Source organism: Paenisporosarcina sp. OV554, from assembly GCF_003058165.1.
Classification (GTDB): Bacteria; Bacillota; Bacilli; order Bacillales_A; family Planococcaceae; genus Paenisporosarcina.
On the sequence record NZ_QBUC01000006.1, the window covers coordinates 121,575 to 138,921 of the forward strand.

The following is a 17,347-nucleotide window of genomic DNA, read 5'->3' on the forward strand; positions in this document are numbered from 1 at the left end:
TTTGACTTCATTAAACTTTACAGACTGAACGAAAAAAGCTGCTTTCCATTATGGAGAGCAGCTTTTTTCTATGAAACCATAATGAAATTTAGTGTTCGGACGAATAATTTGTTGAAAGCCAAATTGTTCAAACCAAGGCGATTTGAAATGAGCTTTTAATACAACTCGTTTTTTCGCCACACGCTTCGCCTCATTCACCCATGCACTGGTTAATGCATCTTGAACTCCTAAAGATCGTAATGGGTTAATATTTACAGACGCTGAAATTGATGTTTCAAACATTGGATCCATATAGATCACGTCAACTGATCCGTCATCTAAAGTATTCAAATACGAAACAGCATCATTAGAAACGACTTGAATTCGTTTCATGTATGCTTGGAAATCAACATAATCCGTTCGTCCATTTTGAAATGCTTCTTGCAATATAAAGGCCAGAATAGGATTGGCTTCACATCCCGTTATGCTACCTGATTCTCCTACTCCAAAGGCAGCAACTAAACTATCCGATGCGTATCCTAGCGTACAATCTAAAAACGAATCGCCATTTTGTAATTGACACACCTCAAGTAATGGATCCCGTTCCCCTCTCTCTACCCTCTTCAAACGAAACATCGCTGAACTAGGATGATAAAAGAAAGGTTCTGTTGAGTTTTGCCCATAATACTCCCAGCGGCTTTTTGAAGCCACTAGAACATCACTTTGATGTTGTTGTTGTAATTGTGTGACCGTTCGCTTTTGGCGGTCGATATACGGCAAGTCCAATTGTTCCGCTGCATTCTTTGCTAATTGTTTTGTAAAATCAGTTGGTCTCCCAGCGGTGGTGACAATGGTTTTCATTATGCTGTTACTTGTTTTAGTACTTCAACTAAATGGTCTTTAATTTGCTCTATCGGGAACCCTTCAATCTGTTCACGTGGAATGAAATATGCCAGTTTGCCATCTTTTACAATTGCAATAGACGGTGAACTTGGTGGTACTTCTTCAAAATACGCACGCATTTGATATGTTGCTTCTTGATCCTGACCAGCAAATACCGTTACTAAGTGTTCTGGTTTGTTAGTCACTTCCTTAAGCGCTTCAGCAACTGCTGGACGTGCTAAACCAGCTGCACAACCACAAACTGAATTTATTACGACTAGAGAGGTACCGGTAGCTTGTGTCATATGTTCGTTTACCATTTCTGCGTTGGTTAATTCGGTAAAGCCTACATTTAATAGTTCGGCTCTCATTGGTTTTACTATTTCTTTCATGTACTCATCGTATGCATTCATGTGTTTTCCTTCTTTCATTTTCTACTTTGCTTGATATATATGCCTTTTCATTCTCTATCATAACTTGTATTTAATATCTTTTCACGTAATGATGATATTTTTATTAGTTGATCAATACTTAAAGGAAATAAAAGGGATTCCCATTTCTCTTAAGCAAGGAGGGTTTCAGTCCGCTTAGGACGAATTATCTGCTGAATCTTGGTCTAGAGGATAAAGAGTTGGGCTTGTGACTTCGTCACTCGCTCAACTCTCTTTTTTCAGATCATCTTGCGGCGGGTATGCATCCTTCGCTCCCTTGCAACCTGGATGCACATGTTTACGGTCGTATGGTTTACTAGAGAATAGATTCTTCCTTTAGGTAGATATTCGGCTGCTTGGTTCATTGAAGAAAGTGACGATTCTCTAGTAAAACAGAATAGAAAAACACTTTTCCCCTAAGGTTGTAGGGGAGCGACGAAAGAAGCCAAGCCGCAAGATTACCTGTAATAGAAATAAGGGGGGGAGTAACACTTTGTCTTTCAAACAGCAGCGCAGCGAAAACAAAACCATTAATAAGTCCTTAGATAGGAGCATTGGGAGCCCTTACGCTAAGCTGCATTGGTTCTCTATTGGTGTTGGTTAGTGTTTCAATAAGTTAACTTGGGCAAAGACGATTTTGAGCGATAAACCACTCAATGAGAGTGATAAATTTTTCAAAATCGAAATTAATCCTCAAAAGCTGTCTCATTAGCCAAGTTGAACAGTTTGATACAACCAAATCGCAAGTTTATGAAATCTCCACTATTCAATCATCATAAAAAAGGTAGTGAAAGTGTCCGCATCACTTTTCACTACCTTTTTATATTAATTTCTTGATTCAGTCATTTGTTTCCATACTGACCCTTTTGCTTCTTCGCCTTGCTCGATTCGGGCAATGGCCATGTTGACTTGTAATTTCACTTCGAATTCTGCATCTTCTTTTGCTTGATGAAGAGCAGGAAGTGATTTTTCAGTACCTGATTCATATAAGAACATTGCTGCTCTCCACCGAACCAGTTTGTTTTTATCGCCTAAAGCTGTTTGCATGGCATCTTCAAATTGTGAGAATCCAAGATCGCTCATGCAGTCTCCCGCCGTCCGTCTCACTGAAGGACTTTTGTCTAGCAATGCTTTTTCCATAAAAGGAATTACACTTTCATCATTAATCATCCCCAGGTAAACAGTTGCTAGACGACGAATGGACATTTGTTCATCTGACAAAGCTTGATCAAGTAAAGGATAGTCGTCTACAGACGGATCTGCCAGTTGATCAAGTAATTGGAATCGTTCTTGCCATTGATCTAACTGGAAATCTTCTAAGGATACTTGACGACCTCGAGCAATGCTTTCATTTTTAGGACTTTTCGCTTCTTCAATTAATTGTTGTAATCGTGAATCTGGGTAGGTTGCTTCAATTTCTTCTCTGATTTGTTCAGCTATGTCTTTTTTCTCACCGTAACGCACACCAAAATCTGCCCATTTGCGCTGCAAGATGTAGTTTTCGTCTTGTTCTTTCATACTTGTATTCATCGCTTCAACAAAGCGAGGAGAAAGGGCAATACGTTCTTCAGAAGTTTGGTCGAATACTTTGACTTGAAGTGGAATACCTTTTATTTGTTGGACATGAACATTAACTTCACCGAAATGTTCATTAAATTGATTTTCACCGTCAACTGTCACAAGATTCTCGCCTAAGACATTACGTACTTCAGATAAGATTTGTTCCCAGTCATTTTTAGCAAGACGTTCAATCGCTAAAAAGTCTGCAACATGGTAAATTCCTTTGACACCTTGAATATTTAATATGGAAAGAATCTCTTTGGGAGCCTCTAAATTATCTTCTTTTTTATAATTAAAACTTTTCCCAAAAGGAAGTTCATGATCCACAATAACTTTCATTGTATTTGGACTTGGTGTTGGTTCAATTGTAAGTATTTTCACGCAATATCCCTCCTACTCATATTGTACCATTAGCCAATAATTTCTTGTAGATATGTCCAGCGCTCAATTAATTGATTATATTGTTCGTTTAAAGATTCTAAGTGACTTGTAGCTTTTTGAAGTTTTTCAAAATCTGCACCGGCAGATTCGACATCTTTTTCAGCGACGATAATGGCACCTTCTACTTTTTCGATGTCCGCTTCAATCGATTCCCATTCTTTTTGTTCTTTAAAAGATAATTTTTTCTTCGATTCTTTCGTTTTAACTGGTTCTGGTTGTTCTACTATGACTACTGGTTCAACTAGAATTTCTGGTGCTTGTTCAAGGAAGTCAGAATAAATCTCTTGTACTTCTCGTGTATTTCCTTTTCCATCAAGTACCCATAATTTTTTCGCAATACGATCTAGGAAAAAGCGATCATGAGAAATCGTAATTACAACCCCCGGGAATTGTTCAATGAAATCTTCTAGAACTGATAATGTTTGAATGTCTAAATCATTTGTTGGCTCATCTAATAATAAAACGTTTGGTGATTCCATCAATAATTTCAATAAATGAAGTCTCTTACGTTCCCCACCCGATAATTTACCGATTGGAGTACCATGACCATTAAGTGGGAATAAAAATCTCTCAAGCATTTGTGCAGCTGATTGTCTTATACCGTCAGCTCCTTCAATATCATTTGAAGACTCTCTGACATATTCAATCATGCGTGTATTTGGATTCATTGGAGGTATGGTTTGCTCAAAATGAGCAATTTTAACGGTTTGACCAACACTCAATTCACCACTATCAGGCATGATTTTCTCAGCTAGCATATTAATAAGAGTACTTTTACCAGCACCATTCGGTCCAACAATACCGATACGATCACCTGGTTGTAGTAGGAAAGAGAAATCTTTAATGATTTGTTTGTTTTCATATGCTTTTGATAAATCAATTCCTTCAAGCACTTTTTTCCCTAGACGAGTTGTAGCTAGTTTCATGTCTAGAGATGTATTGTCATTGTTGCGTTCCATTTGTTCATCCAATTTATCAAAACGTTGGATACGAGCTTTTTGTTTAGTTGTTCTTGCCTTGGCACCACGACGAATCCATTTTAACTCTGAACGGAAACGGTTTTGTAGTTTTAACTGAGAAGAAGCAGCCATATCTTCACGGATTGCTCTTGCTTCTAAATAATCTCCATAATTTCCACGATGTGTGTACATGGTTTGGTCAGCAATTTCATAGATATGTGTAGATACGCCATCTAAAAAGTAGCGATCATGGGTTACGAAAATAATTGCACTCGATAGACGCGCTAAACTTTCTTGTAACCATTTTGATGATTGAACATCTAGATGGTTAGTAGGCTCATCCAGTAATATTAAATCTGCTGGTTCCACTAACACTTTTGCTAATGCAACACGTTTAAGTTGTCCGCCAGAAAGTTCGTTCACTTTGCGGTCGAACATATCTATTCCAAGGTTTTGTAAGGCAGTCTTAGCCATCGCATTAATATCCCAAGCATTATTTAGATCCATTTGAGATTGGATTTCCATATACGCATCTTGATATTCAACAGAAGAGGAATCTTCATTTAATTTATCTAAAGCATCTTCATACTTTCGATTAGTTACTAAGGCGGGCGAGTCTCCACTAAATACAGCTTGAAGTACGGTTAAATCGTCATCAAACTGAGGATCTTGCTCTAAAAATGCAATTCGGTATTGATTTGGATGGTCCATTGATAAACTGTCTGCTTCAATTTGTTTCGAAATGATTGATAGGAATGTCGATTTTCCTGTTCCATTGACTCCAATTAAGCCTGCTCGTTCACCAGCATAAATTGTAAAATCGATGTTTTCAAATAATGTCTTTTCTCCTACAGTCTTTGTTAAATTTGAAACTATTAAATGGCTCATAATTTTTCACTCGTTTCTATTTTCAGTTGGTCAATAAATGCCAACATAAATTCATGTCTTTGTAGTGCTAATTTTTTTCCTGTCTCGGTCATCATTAAATCTTTTAACAGTAATAATTTTTCGTAAAAATGTGTCACGGATGAAGTTTCTTTTGTACGGTATTCTTGTTCAGACATGTTTACTCTTGCCGATTCCGACCAATCATATAGTTTTCGTCCCTTTGCACCGCCAAAGGCAAATGTACGAGCGATTCCGACTGCACCAATTGCATCCAATCTATCTGCATCTCGAACAATTTTTGCTTCGATAGTCTGTGCTTCTTTTTCATGTCCACCACTAAAAGATACTGATTCAATAATGTCGACAATCCATTGTCTATCAGTTGGAGTTAACTGCAGTTGATCTAATATAGCTGTCTCTTTTGCTTTACCTTCATTGCCACTATATTTCACATCACTGACATCATGCAGTAATACGGCGAGTTCAATAATATCATGACGGACTAATCCTTCTTCTTTACTAATCACTAATGAATTATGTCTGACACGTTCTATATGCTGAAAGTCATGACTAGCATCAAATTGACTATAAATGTCTTTTACTAAGCGTTCACATTTTTCAATAGCATTCAAAACAATTTCACTTCCTAACCGAGCGACTAAATTCACTAATTGTATCATTGCATAGATTACGCTCTATTCGCAATAGAACGATTCGACATATCGTTGACTATGTTCGACAATTCATGTATAGTATTGTCATCCATTCGCAGAATATTTTGTGTGTTACGGATCAAAAAACTGACATTTCACTCTACCCCTATGAGGAGGAACGTTCATGCATCATGGCAAAGTAAAATGGTTTAACACCGAAAAAGGATATGGATTTATCGATTATAATGATGGTGACGATGTGTTCGTCCATTTTACTGGAATCCAAGCTGAAGGGTTCAGAACGTTAGAGGAAGGTCAAGACGTGTCCTTTGAAATCATCGAAGGAACCCGTGGTCCACAAGCTGCAAATGTATTAATAATTAAATCATAAGATGACCCACCGATCTTTCGATTGGTGGGTTTTTATATGTTTTTGTTATTTTGTTTTTACTTTATTCAGCTCTTGACCTAAAAATTGCAACTGATCCCCTACGGTACAACTATTAATACAAAAGCGATGTGCCATTGTTTTGCCAGCGTTTATTTTTAGTTCTCTTTTAATGAAGCAACCATCGCAATAAGCCTCAAGCAAATCATCGATTTCACTGATAACTGTAAGTTTATTCAATTGCTTCATCCTTTCATTATAGACTTACTAGCCTATTTTGGTATGTTTTATCTTGAAAACCTCTTAAAAACATAGGTTTATCTTACACCCACGTTGCTTTTACTTGCAACTGCCATTATAATTGTCGAGTTGGAAATAAACAGATTTTTTTCGCGGTTATAGCTCCCAGGTTATCAAAAACTACAGGAGGATTTATATGTTTAATGAAGTGCTTGGAATAGGATTTGCAATTTTGAACATGATATTCGTATTAATCATGTACAAATTTTTTGGAAGAACAGGATTGTTTGTGTGGGTTGGATTCGCAACAGTATTAGCAAACATTCAAGTAGTCAAACTCATCGAGATTTTCGGATTGACCGCTACACTTGGTAATGCTGTATACGGAAGTATATTCTTGGTTACCGATATTTTAAATGAGAAATACGGACAAAAAGAAGCGAAAAAAGCGGTATGGTTAGGATTCGCTTCTTTAATAATGATGATGGTGATTATGCAAGTTGTTCTGCTGTTTGAACCAGCCCCCGATGATTTTGCTCAACAATCATTAGGGACGATTTTCGGATTGATACCTCGAATCGCACTTGGTAGTATGATTGCATATATCATAAGTCAATATACGGATGTAATTATATTTAGTTTCCTACGAAAATTATTCCCTTCAGACGCTGCGTTTTGGATTCGGAATAATGGTTCAACCATGCTAAGTCAGTTATTGGATACGCTCATATTTACATCCATTGCATTTATTGGTGTATATCCTACAGATGTTTGGATTAGTATATTTATTTCGACTTATGTATTGAAATTCCTTGTGTCAATTGTTGGTACTCCATTTGGATATATGGCAAAACGTATTACACCAGTGGATGAAAAATAAGGAGTTGAATGTATGCTTGAAGTGTATATTGATGGAGCGAGCGCTGGAAATCCAGGACCAAGTGGTGTGGGTATTTTCATCAAAGGCGAAGGTCATCAGCTAAGGTTTTCAAAGTATGTTGGTATTTATGATAATCATACGACTGAATTTATTGCTTTATTACGAGGCCTTGAAGAAGCACAAAAACTTTCCAAAGAGTTTATATCTCTGAGGTCAGATTCACAAGTTGTGGTTACTGCCGTAGAAAAACGTTTCGTTAAAAGCCCAGTATATAAAGAATGGCTAGATCAAGCATTAGAGATTGCTGATACATTTGATTTTTTCTTTATTAAATGGATACCTTCTAAAACTAATCTGACTGCTGATCAATTAGCACGACAAGCCATACTTAGAGAAAAAAACTCATGAGCAATGCTCATGAGTTCTTTTTTTATTAAGAAAAACGAAAAGCCCATTCTAGCTCAACTTTTGCCATAGGAACTGTTGTCCGACTCCATGAGAATGGTTGAAAACGTTACTTAATTTGTCGGAAACACAATTTGAATGGTCGAAAAGTAATCTCCAAGTTTGAGGGTGTAGCTTTAATAAACTTATACTTTCTTTCTTATGCACAAAAAGACAGACTCTCAAAAGAGAGTCTGTCTATAGGTTAATTTTTAAAATTAAGCTTTGTTTACGTTAGTAGCTTGAAGACCGCGTTGACCTTGCTCAATTTCAAAAGTAACTTCTTGACCTTCGTCAAGAGATTTGAAACCTTCGCTTTGAATAGCGCTGAAATGTACGAATACATCGTCTCCGCCGTCACGTTCGATAAATCCAAAACCTTTTTCTGAGTTAAACCATTTCACTTTACCTTGTTCCATATGTGTATATCCTCCTCGTGTACAATTGTACACATTGTGTTACTATCCTTGCTCAAATCGTGGAGATAAAATCTCTTACAAGTCTTTCTCTTATCCGAACAAAAATAATCCTCTATTAATGTAACATGAATCCCAATTAAATGCAAATGAAAAGTTGGTGAATTTTTAGAAAAAACGGAATAATATTAAGAATTATTTTCCATCAATTTTGCTTAAAAGAGCGCCGATTGCACCACTGTACCCATTATCCCTGAGAAATATTGGGGTTCGATTTTTTCGCTTCGTGTAATCCCCAATAATCTTTTGAAGCGGTTCGTTCTGAGCTAAAGTGGATCCAATATAAACAATATGCTCGACGTCTTCAGTAAAAGCACATTGAATACTTAATGTCGAAATGACTTCTCCGACCATTCCTTGAACGGTTGCTAACACATCTTCTTTCGAACGTTCAATCAAGGGTCTCAGTCCTGCATCACCAAAATTACTCGCAGTTAATCCTCCATCAATAGGTGTTTTATTGCCAAAATAAATATCACTTACCAACATATCCACTTCTGATCGACTTCCTAAAGCAGAAAGTTCGACGATTCTATCGAATTGATGAATTCCAGTCATGAGTGCGGACATCCCGAGTAACGTGCCTCCACCAATACCGGTCCCAGCAATTCGTTCGTGTTCTGCCCCTTTTAGCGAATGAATGGATGTACCTGTTCCAATATTCGTAATGACTGCATCTGTAAATTGATGGTTATCTTTTTTTAATTGATAATTCACACCTGCAATTGTTGCATCGAATTCAACTAAATAATGAAGATTATCATGAGAACGCAAAAATGTTTTTAACTGCTCTGCACGACCACCTGTTAAGCCGATTTGAATATCTTCTTTATATGAAGTAATCCAATCACTCACAATATGAAGATCCGCTGATGGAAAATGCAATAATTTTAATTGATGATCTTTCTCAAAGAAAGCAACTTTGGTTAAAGTGCCACCTACATCTATACCTATAGCTTGTACCATGTTTATTCTCCTTTAAACACATGAAAAAGCGCCGCTTAAGGCGACGCTCAAAGTTTATGCGCGATTACTTTCAGCAACTTTTTTAACGTTTGCTACAAATTTGACAACCGTTTTTTCATTAGCAAATAACAAGAACAGATGAACGAACCATTTTAAAGCTTTGTTGGTCGCCGTGTAAGTTAATCGTGTTTTAGACGGCGAAATAGACTCCAATTCATATTTCGCTGTTATTTCAAAACAATTAGCCAAAACAAACTCTACTTTCATTTTTTTATGAGTAGGCGTATTTTCATATTCGGTTACATGCACATCATAAGCCTCAACACGTTTACCTTCACGATATTCTTGACGGTGAATACTCCCTACTACGTCTTCTGTTACAGTTATTGGAGTATTACTTACTACATTCGGCATAATTTGTTGCATCTTTTCTAAATCGCCATCCACGTACTGCCATACTTCTTCAATAGGTACATCAATTTCAATTGATTTTGTCCATTGTTTCAAGTGCGGCACTTCCTCTCAAACTTCATATATTCAGTTTAGAGAAAACAATCAGTTTTAACAACAATTTATTTTGATTCTGCTATTTTCGATACACTTTTACAGTGTGCATACCCCATTGTTCTTCAAGCTCTCTCATATGAACTGTTTTCCATGGATTGAAGAAAGTTTGTCCATTTTTATTGAAGAAATAATGTTGATCGATATGAAAACTAGCATGTACAATTCTTTCTTGGTTGTCTCTCCAAACTAAAATATCATGCGGAAACATGGCGTCTTTCGAAAGTGGAGCTTCTTTATAACCTAGTTGCTTGAGCCCATTCATAAACGTCGTTGGATGAACCCATTCTTTAATAATCCAATCCAGTAACGTACCTGAAGAAATTGAAGCTGCAACGAATAAGGTTGAAGATAAGCAATTGGGACCGTGTTCATTTGGATACGCATTAACATATGTACTTGTCATACTTTCCGTAGGAACATAAGGATCAAATATTCCAGGCGTATCATAATCATAAGCAATTCGATTTAATAAATCTGATTTTAACGATTTTGGGAGTTGATTCCAAACCTCTTTTTGAATACCAATATATTGTCTATTATTTGAGACAAATTCATAAGGTAAAAGTAACGATTTTGCTGGTTCTCTTAAAATACCATCGAAATAGCGGCTTTCAAAAATTAGCCCTCTCCCTATTTCGTGTTGAATTGTTAAAATCGCTGTTTTTACTGAGTCTTTCAAGGAAGGAAATACCCGATGCGGTAATACCACAACCGTTGTGATATCCTCTGCTAACGTCCAATATGTATAGCTACTTGCATATGAAATAGCCGCATACGTAGGATGATTCGAAAATTCTTCCTTAGAGAATAATAAACAATTGTGTCCAAATTCTTTGAGTAAGTGATGATCTTGTTCACGCAGAAAAAATATATCTTTTTCAGGAACAAATGATTCTTCCCATTTTTCGAGTTTACCTTGACTTAAGTTAATTCTTTTACTCAATTAAACCACCAACCTCTATAGATTCCTTCCTATACTAACAATAGTTCATGACGTTCATGTAACAATCACCTAACAATCGGATGTACTACTTTGAGTGGTATGTTTTTTGCTAATAGGCCTTTATCAATAATCATTTGAATGGAAAGCTCTTTTTGATTGTCCTCAAATTGAAGAATAGCACGATCACTTTTTATTCGAACGATGTGTCCTTCACCAAATTTGGTATGAACTATTGCTAAACCAGCAGTGAGCTCGCTGACTTGATATATAGTATTGGGATTCGCATGCTCTTTTTGGTAAATGGCTAATTCTTGTTGTTTTTTATTTTTCAACAGGATACTTCGAACTTCACTTACAAATCGGGATTCAGTCTTTTCTTTTCCATCTTTTTCGGCATACGTTAATAATTCGAGATGAAGTCGAGCTCTTGTCATACCAACGTAAAATAAGCGTCTAGCTTCTTCAAGCTTTTCTGCATCGCGCGAATCTTCGTCGGAAGGTATCGTTCCATTATGACAATCAATCATATACACATGATCAAACTCTAAACCCTTTGCACTGTGGAAAGTCGAGAGCGTGACAGCTTTTGGATCTTTTATTTTTTTGGCTTTTTGTGTGAGGCTATCTAAATCTTTTAATCGTTTCGCAAATGCTTCCATTGTGGTATAAGGTTCTGCTATTTGTTCGAGTGTACTCAAGATGTCTAGTAAAACTTCAATGCGGAATCCAAATTTTTCAGCTCTATTTTGTAACATTTGTTCAAAACCAAGTTGCTCCCTAATTAGCTTGATTACAGTTTTAGGTCGTGAATTCTTTATTTGGTCGTATGCTTTTTCATATGCAAGTAAGGATTGAATTTGATAATCCTTTAATTGAACATGTCGAGATAGTAGCTGAAAGACATTACCATCCTCAATTATGCGCTCAAATTTCCGAATTTGATCATTTGATAAATACAAATTGAATTTGCGTGCAACCTTCAAGAAGACATCCTTTCGTTCTAAATTAAAACTTAGTCGCATGAAATTCAGGATATCTTCAACGACCCAGTGAGTAAAAAATCGTTGATCCACATCTTTCATATAAAATGGAATTCCTCTTCGTTCAAGTTCACTAATATAAAGGATGGCACTCGCATTATTACGAAATAATATCGCTGCACTTCCTGTATCTTTTAAATCTAGAAGTCCGTAAATGACATATCGCATTTGAGCTTGGTCATCATGCAATTGTTTTATTTCAATGTCTCGACTCTTGCTATTTTCGGTAAACATCTCTTTTTTGTATCGTTTTGTATTTCTTTTAATTAATTGATTAGCAACAGTAACAATATTTGGAGAGGAACGGTAGTTTTGTTCCATCTTCAATATTTTTGCTTGTGGATACGATTCCTTAAAGTTGAGCAAATATGATGGGTCTGCAGCTCGCCACGAATAGATGGTCTGATCATCATCTGCAACGACACATAAATTTTGATGAGATGACACTAGTTGTTCGACAATAGCATGCTGAAGTCGGGACGTGTCTTGGCTTTCATCCGTTAACACATAATCATACAAATTAGAAAATACGGCGTGAATGTTTTTGTCATTGGATAGGGCCTCATATGCAAGAACGAGTAGATCGTCAAAATCGAGCCAAATGTGAGCAGGATTTTGTGATTTAATTGCTTCATATTGAATGGTGATTTTTACAGCTTCTTTATTTGGAAGTGTCGCTTGCCCCCAGTCCGATTGAGGAACCATATAGTTTTTGATAAAACTTATGAAGTGCATCATTTCTTGTAATTGATCATCTGAACAGTCTTCTTTCAACGCTTGTTTATATAAATCCTTCAAAATTTGCGATTTCGTTGGGATATTTGAATTTGTTGTTCCTTCAATCAAAGTGAAAGCAATACCTTGACTCTTTAAATAGCGTGAAGCGACTGAAAAAGCCAAACTATGAATCGTCGAAAAATCAACTTGTCCTAATGATGGAAAGAATTGTTCGTACCGTGATTTCATATCATTTGCCGAAGCACGACTAAATGTGATTGCTTTTATTCGATTGGGAGCGATTCCTATTTCTTCGATTAAATAGCCAATCCTCATGATAAGTGTAGTCGTTTTCCCAGAGCCAGGGCATGCCAATAATAACAGTGGTCCCTGAGTTTGGAGAACCGCTTTTTGTTGTACTTTATTCAAACGAACATTATGTTGGTCCGCTTGTCTGTTAAAGAAATCGTTCATATTAAAACTCCTTTTCAACAAAAAAATCGCTATCTTATAAAAGATAACGATTTAAAACATACTTATGAGTATAACAGAGCCTTTTTTGTGATGCTATTTGTTCAACAAAAATTTAGTCACTTAAGCTTTGATCGCTTGTAAAGGTTTACCAGTTTCTAAGTAACTTTTTAAATTGCTTAAAATAGCAGGCCAACCGTTATTTAGCCCTGCGAATGTATCTGATGCTTCAGCAAAATCTGTCTCTACTAAATTCGAGTGAATTAAAGTTAGTTTTACTGTTCCTTCAAGTTGTTTGATTAAAAAAGTCACGATAGATGGTTGATTGCGTATCGAAGTATCTTCTGGAACAGTCCATGTGTAAGAGATTTTTTCATATGGTTTAAATTCTATCAAGTCACCAACAACATCTAACTCATCAAGGTCTCTTAAAAAAGTAACTTTTTCACCAACTATCCAAGAAGAATGAAGTTTGCGACCAAAAAAATAGACTGCTGTATCTGAACTGGTTGTTAATGCTGTCCAGACACGCTCAGAAGTTGAAGCGATATACGTGTTATATTCATACGTTTTGTTTGACAATTTATTCACTCCTTGTGATATGTGATATAGTAAATTCAACTGATTTAATCCATATGATTTAATCCATATTATACTTCATAAGAAGGTGAAAATGTGCCGAGATTTATTCACGGAGTTCTTTTATTTAATGGACAAGCAGGTCAAGCTACTGCTGAAGAAACTTTATCGCAAGTTGTACCAGTTATCGTAACTCATTGTCATCAATTAACCATTGTCCAGACGTTCTCAGCTGATGAATTTAAACACGCATGCATAGAAGCATCGTATGCGGATGTCTTATTTTTAATGGGCGGAGATGGCACGTTGCATACTGCGGTACAAGTATTAGAAAACGTGGATAAATTTCCGATTATAGGCTTACTCCCTGGGGGAACTTGTAATGATTTCGCTAGAACATTAGGAATTCCGCTTTCGTTGAACGAAGCTGCACACCAAATCGTGAATGGCATGGTTCGGGAAATTGACATTGCACAGATTAATAATAGTTTATTTATGAATTTTGCTGGAATTGGCCTTATTACTGAGGCTTCCGAAAATATCAATCCGGATTTAAAAGACAGATACGGAAAGTTAAGCTATTTTATGAGTGCTTTGCAAACATTTAAACAAAGCGAACCTTTTCCGATTTATCTTGAAATTGATGGTATTTCTTATGAAGAGCACGCGGTCATGATACTCGTTATGAATGGAAAATCAATTGGTACCCATCGCTTCCCGCTCGAAGATATTGATCCGAGTGATGGAGTATTGGATGTTTTATTAATTCAATCGTCCACCATGCTAGCTATTCGTGAATGGTTTTCACTCGCACAACCAGATGTAATACCGGATGATTTGACGAATGTAACACATTACACAGGTCAACATATTGTTATTCGTACAGATGAGCCGAAAAGTGTAGATACTGATGGAGAAATATATTTACAAACACCTATTGAGATTAAATTAAAAGCAAAATCGGTCCAATTTTTAGTCCCCATTGAAGACGAATAAAAACGCAGTTGCTTAAATAGCAACTGCGTTTTTTATTTAATCATTAAGTTTACATAATAATATTATTTATTTGCTATATGAACTTTTAATAATTTTCCTTTAATGGTTGTGTCTCTCATCTGTTTCAAGACAATCGCACCTTTACCATTTAGAATTTCCACGTAAGATACATTGTCTTGAATCTTGATAATCCCAATATCTTGAGCAGTTACGCCACTAAGTTTAGCTATAGTTCCAACAAAATCGACGGCACGTATTTTCTTTTTCTTCCCGCCGTTAAAATATAATTTGGTAATATTTTCGTTTAACTGTTCATTTTTATCTACTTTAAGCTCAGGTTGCTCAGTCATTTTTTGTTTAAATGCAGCTTTAGCTAGTACCACATCTTGTTTTGAAGGAGCATCTTTTTGGTCAATATTAAAACCAATATATTTTTCAACGGCAGCCAGGAATTTGTCTTCATAAGGAGTAACAAGAGTAATGGCTTTCCCTACTTCTCCAGCTCTCCCTGTACGACCTGTGCGGTGAACATAACTTTCTTTTTCAAGAGGCATATCATAATTGATGACATGTGAAATACGGTCAATGTCAATACCTCGGGCAGCAACATCAGTTGCAACCAAATAACGGAAATCTCCGCGTTTAAAATCATTCATGACATTAAAACGTTCATCTTGTTCCATTCCACCGTGGATTTTATCCACGGTATAGCCTTCGTCATCTAATAAGTCGACCAGTTTGTCTACATTATCTTTTGTACGGCAGAAAATGATACAACTGTCTGGATTTTCTACGATCGTAATGTCTTTTAGCAATGCATATTTCTCTGCTTCTTTCACAACATATACGGAGTGTTCAATTTGTTGATTTACGCTCTCCGTTTTTTCGATTTCAATATCCAAAGGATTATCCATGTATTTATGACAAAGCTTTTCCACATCTTTTGGAAGTGTCGCAGAAAACAGCATTGTTAAACGTTTTTTTGGTAAATGACTAATAATTGATTCAACAAGTTCGATAAAGCCCATGCTTAACATTTCATCGGCTTCATCAATAACTAAAATTTCAACTTTGCTTAAGTCTAATGTATTTCGTTCAATATGATCCATCACACGCCCGGGGGTGCCTACAACAACATGTGATTTTTGTTTTAACTCTGAACTTTGAAACGCGAAAGGCTGTTTCCCATAAATAGCCGTTGCTTTAATTCTTTTGAATCGGCCAAAACTCATGATGTCTTGCGATACTTGCATGGCTAATTCTCGTGTTGGTGTTAAAACCAATGCTTGAGGTTTATTTTCATCCCAATCAACTAGCTCACAAATTGGAATACCAAAAGCAGCTGTTTTACCACTACCTGTTTGAGATTTAACAGATATATCTCTTTTCGTCAGTGCAATGGGAATAACTTTTTCTTGTACTTCTGTTGGTGCTGTAAATCCTAACCCTTTTAATGCACGAAGAATGTCGTATGAGATACCGAAATCTTTAAAATTTGTGTTTGTCATTTAGCTCTCCCTTTATATAAGAGTATTTCTACTCTTTATTGTTTCCTTAGTATACCAAGTAATTAGGCACGATAGATTAAAACAGAAAACTATGTTATAATAAAAAAATAATAACTTCATAATACGACAAATTTTTCAAGAGAATTATGTTAGCTCGTTTCGGGCATGACGAATTCGAATTGAGATACGTTGTATAGAAATGGGGAATTCAATTGACGTTTCAAAAACACGAAAAAATAGTATCAGAATTTGTACAAGCTCGTAGAATTAGAGAAAAAATCTCATTTGTTCGTCGTGATGTAGAAGTTGAAGCTACGATTTTCAAAATACTAGAAAATTCTTGTATTGTTGAAATTTCTCAAGAAGATGCCAAAAAAATTGGTGCCGCTTCAAACTTAACAGTAGTATCACATAAAAATTATAAAGTATTCACATAAAAACACGAAAACGAAGAGAATTTTTCTCTTCGTTTTTTGTTTATACATTTTAAAGCGAGGAATCCAAGACATTGGATTCCTCGCTTTTTAACTTTTTTCGACTGGATATTGTGTAATCCAGTCACTGTAACTCCCGACATATAACTTAACTTTCGGGTATCCTGCTTCTTTTAACATCGCATATAATGGAGCAGCTGTTACCCCGCTTCCGCAATAAACCGTAATTTCTTCATGTTTATCGACAACTGATTCGATTTCAGATAAGATATCCGGTATTTCTTTAAACTGATTTTCTTCTTTTAATAATTCCCAGTCCAAGTTTCGTGCTGATGGGATATGTCCAGCGACATTATCTATAGGCTCATGCTCACCAGCATATCTTGGAGCCGAACGAGCATCTAATAAAACACCTTGTTTACCATCTGATACTTCTTTAACTTGTTGACGAGTTGAGAAAATATCTTCATTCCATTGAAGGTTTAAAGAAGACTTTGTATAACTAGGCTCAGCAGTCGTCACTTCAACCCCCAACTCAACTAATGCTTCATATCCTTCACGGACTAGCGTGACATTTGGAAACCCAGCATAACAAAACATCCAATATGCACGAGCAGCAAATGGCATACCACCTTGATCATAGATGACAATATGATCGCCATACTCGAATCCATGAGATTCAAAAAGTTCTTGCATGCTTTCTTTGTCTGGAAGTGGATGACGTCCTGATGTCTTGGTCATATCAGATAAATCCTTTTCAAGATCTAAATAAACAGCCCCCCTAATATGTCCTTGTTCATACAAGTTTCTACCCACTTTGGCATCTTGTAACGAAAATCGTGTATCTACCCATCGAATAGGTGAACTTACTAATTCATTTGCTGATTTCCAAACTGTTCCCATCA

Annotated in this window: 19 protein-coding genes; 5 read left to right on the forward strand and 14 right to left on the reverse strand. The window is 36.2% G+C overall.

The window, feature by feature from the left end:
- Positions 1 to 48: 48 nt before the first annotated feature.
- The 5 genes from C8K15_RS07515 to C8K15_RS07535 all read right to left on the reverse strand — a co-directional run bounded on the left by C8K15_RS07515 (position 49) and on the right by C8K15_RS07535 (position 5,820).
- On the reverse strand, positions 49 to 840 hold the full coding sequence (locus C8K15_RS07515; protein WP_108585807.1) for a class I SAM-dependent methyltransferase: 792 nt from the start codon (positions 838 to 840) through the stop codon (positions 49 to 51).
- On the reverse strand, positions 840 to 1,274 hold the full coding sequence (locus C8K15_RS07520; protein ID WP_108585808.1) for a BrxA/BrxB family bacilliredoxin: 435 nt from the start codon (positions 1,272 to 1,274) through the stop codon (positions 840 to 842). The genes C8K15_RS07515 and C8K15_RS07520 overlap by 1 nt, the downstream gene beginning before the upstream one ends.
- Positions 1,275 to 2,117: 843 nt before the next feature.
- Entirely contained in the window at positions 2,118 to 3,233 is a 1,116-nt protein-coding gene (locus C8K15_RS07525) for a virulence factor (RefSeq protein ID WP_108585809.1), read from the reverse strand.
- Between the two features lie 29 nt (positions 3,234 to 3,262).
- Positions 3,263 to 5,140 (reverse strand): ABC-F family ATP-binding cassette domain-containing protein, encoded by a 1,878-nt coding sequence (locus C8K15_RS07530; RefSeq protein WP_108585810.1) that lies wholly within the window; start codon positions 5,138 to 5,140, stop codon positions 3,263 to 3,265.
- Entirely contained in the window at positions 5,137 to 5,820 is a 684-nt protein-coding gene (locus C8K15_RS07535; protein WP_108585811.1) for an HD domain-containing protein, read from the reverse strand. The genes C8K15_RS07530 and C8K15_RS07535 overlap by 4 nt, the downstream gene beginning before the upstream one ends.
- A gap of 157 nt (positions 5,821 to 5,977) precedes the next feature.
- Here C8K15_RS07535 and C8K15_RS07540 point away from each other — a divergent pair, with 157 nt between their 5' ends.
- Positions 5,978 to 6,184, forward strand: a complete 207-nt coding sequence (locus tag C8K15_RS07540) for a cold shock domain-containing protein (RefSeq protein ID WP_108585812.1) — start codon at positions 5,978 to 5,980, stop codon at positions 6,182 to 6,184.
- Between the two features lie 45 nt (positions 6,185 to 6,229).
- Here C8K15_RS07540 and C8K15_RS07545 read toward each other — a convergent pair whose 3' ends face one another.
- Positions 6,230 to 6,421 (reverse strand): zinc-finger domain-containing protein, encoded by a 192-nt coding sequence (locus C8K15_RS07545; protein ID WP_108585813.1) that lies wholly within the window; start codon positions 6,419 to 6,421, stop codon positions 6,230 to 6,232.
- A gap of 196 nt (positions 6,422 to 6,617) precedes the next feature.
- Between C8K15_RS07545 and C8K15_RS07550 the strand changes: the two genes are divergently transcribed.
- Together C8K15_RS07550 and C8K15_RS07555 are read left to right on the forward strand one after the other, a co-directional pair.
- Positions 6,618 to 7,301 (forward strand): queuosine precursor transporter, encoded by a 684-nt coding sequence (locus tag C8K15_RS07550; RefSeq protein ID WP_108585814.1) that lies wholly within the window; start codon positions 6,618 to 6,620, stop codon positions 7,299 to 7,301.
- A gap of 12 nt (positions 7,302 to 7,313) precedes the next feature.
- Positions 7,314 to 7,709: a reverse transcriptase-like protein gene (locus C8K15_RS07555; RefSeq protein WP_108585815.1), complete on the forward strand. Its 396-nt coding sequence runs from the start codon at positions 7,314 to 7,316 to the stop codon at positions 7,707 to 7,709.
- A 254-nt stretch (positions 7,710 to 7,963) separates the two neighbouring features.
- Here the strand turns inward: C8K15_RS07555 and C8K15_RS07560 are convergent, their stop codons facing one another.
- From C8K15_RS07560 to C8K15_RS07585, 6 genes are all read right to left on the reverse strand, one after another.
- Positions 7,964 to 8,164: a cold-shock protein gene (locus C8K15_RS07560; protein WP_016427350.1), complete on the reverse strand. Its 201-nt coding sequence runs from the start codon at positions 8,162 to 8,164 to the stop codon at positions 7,964 to 7,966.
- A 192-nt stretch (positions 8,165 to 8,356) separates the two neighbouring features.
- Entirely contained in the window at positions 8,357 to 9,187 is an 831-nt protein-coding gene (gene coaW / locus C8K15_RS07565; protein WP_108585816.1) for a type II pantothenate kinase, read from the reverse strand.
- A gap of 54 nt (positions 9,188 to 9,241) precedes the next feature.
- Complete coding sequence (locus C8K15_RS07570; protein WP_108585817.1) at positions 9,242 to 9,694, reverse strand: SRPBCC family protein; 453 nt, start codon at positions 9,692 to 9,694, stop codon at positions 9,242 to 9,244.
- 79 nt (positions 9,695 to 9,773) lie between these two features.
- Positions 9,774 to 10,697, reverse strand: coding sequence for a hypothetical protein (locus C8K15_RS07575; RefSeq protein ID WP_108585818.1), 924 nt, complete (start codon positions 10,695 to 10,697; stop codon positions 9,774 to 9,776).
- Between the two features lie 65 nt (positions 10,698 to 10,762).
- Positions 10,763 to 12,928, reverse strand: coding sequence for an ATP-dependent helicase (locus C8K15_RS07580; protein WP_108585819.1), 2,166 nt, complete (start codon positions 12,926 to 12,928; stop codon positions 10,763 to 10,765).
- Positions 12,929 to 13,048: 120 nt separating this feature from the next.
- Entirely contained in the window at positions 13,049 to 13,507 is a 459-nt protein-coding gene (locus tag C8K15_RS07585; protein WP_158268273.1) for an SRPBCC domain-containing protein, read from the reverse strand.
- Positions 13,508 to 13,600: 93 nt separating this feature from the next.
- On the opposite strand from C8K15_RS07585, the gene C8K15_RS07590 reads away from it, so the two are divergent.
- Positions 13,601 to 14,500, forward strand: a complete 900-nt coding sequence (locus C8K15_RS07590) for a diacylglycerol/lipid kinase family protein (RefSeq protein ID WP_108585821.1) — start codon at positions 13,601 to 13,603, stop codon at positions 14,498 to 14,500.
- A 62-nt stretch (positions 14,501 to 14,562) separates the two neighbouring features.
- Here C8K15_RS07590 and C8K15_RS07595 read toward each other — a convergent pair whose 3' ends face one another.
- A complete protein-coding gene (locus C8K15_RS07595; protein ID WP_108585822.1) occupies positions 14,563 to 16,008 on the reverse strand; it encodes a DEAD/DEAH box helicase in 1,446 nt (481 codons plus the stop codon).
- A gap of 212 nt (positions 16,009 to 16,220) precedes the next feature.
- On the opposite strand from C8K15_RS07595, the gene C8K15_RS07600 reads away from it, so the two are divergent.
- Positions 16,221 to 16,445: a DUF2187 family protein gene (locus C8K15_RS07600; protein WP_108585823.1), complete on the forward strand. Its 225-nt coding sequence runs from the start codon at positions 16,221 to 16,223 to the stop codon at positions 16,443 to 16,445.
- A gap of 87 nt (positions 16,446 to 16,532) precedes the next feature.
- On the opposite strand, the gene C8K15_RS07605 is transcribed toward C8K15_RS07600, so the two are convergent.
- Positions 16,533 to 17,345 (reverse strand): sulfurtransferase, encoded by an 813-nt coding sequence (locus C8K15_RS07605; RefSeq protein WP_108585824.1) that lies wholly within the window; start codon positions 17,343 to 17,345, stop codon positions 16,533 to 16,535.
- Between the last annotated feature and the right edge of the window lie 2 nt (positions 17,346 to 17,347).

Coding starts and splice junctions, on each gene's coding strand:
- C8K15_RS07515 (WP_108585807.1), bottom strand. CDS start 840: ATGAAAACCATTGTCACCACCGCTGGGAGACCAACTGATTTTACAAAA.
- C8K15_RS07520 (WP_108585808.1), bottom strand. CDS start 1,274: ATGAATGCATACGATGAGTACATGAAAGAAATAGTAAAACCAATGAGA.
- C8K15_RS07530 (WP_108585810.1), bottom strand. CDS start 5,140: ATGAGCCATTTAATAGTTTCAAATTTAACAAAGACTGTAGGAGAAAAG.
- C8K15_RS07535 (WP_108585811.1), bottom strand. CDS start 5,820: ATGATACAATTAGTGAATTTAGTCGCTCGGTTAGGAAGTGAAATTGTT.
- C8K15_RS07540 (WP_108585812.1), top strand. CDS start 5,978: ATGCATCATGGCAAAGTAAAATGGTTTAACACCGAAAAAGGATATGGA.
- C8K15_RS07550 (WP_108585814.1), top strand. CDS start 6,618: ATGTTTAATGAAGTGCTTGGAATAGGATTTGCAATTTTGAACATGATA.
- C8K15_RS07555 (WP_108585815.1), top strand. CDS start 7,314: ATGCTTGAAGTGTATATTGATGGAGCGAGCGCTGGAAATCCAGGACCA.
- C8K15_RS07560 (WP_016427350.1), bottom strand. CDS start 8,164: ATGGAACAAGGTAAAGTGAAATGGTTTAACTCAGAAAAAGGTTTTGGA.
- coaW (WP_108585816.1), bottom strand. CDS start 9,187: ATGGTACAAGCTATAGGTATAGATGTAGGTGGCACTTTAACCAAAGTT.
- C8K15_RS07580 (WP_108585819.1), bottom strand. CDS start 12,928: ATGAACGATTTCTTTAACAGACAAGCGGACCAACATAATGTTCGTTTG.
- C8K15_RS07595 (WP_108585822.1), bottom strand. CDS start 16,008: ATGACAAACACAAATTTTAAAGATTTCGGTATCTCATACGACATTCTT.
- C8K15_RS07605 (WP_108585824.1), bottom strand. CDS start 17,345: ATGGGAACAGTTTGGAAATCAGCAAATGAATTAGTAAGTTCACCTATT.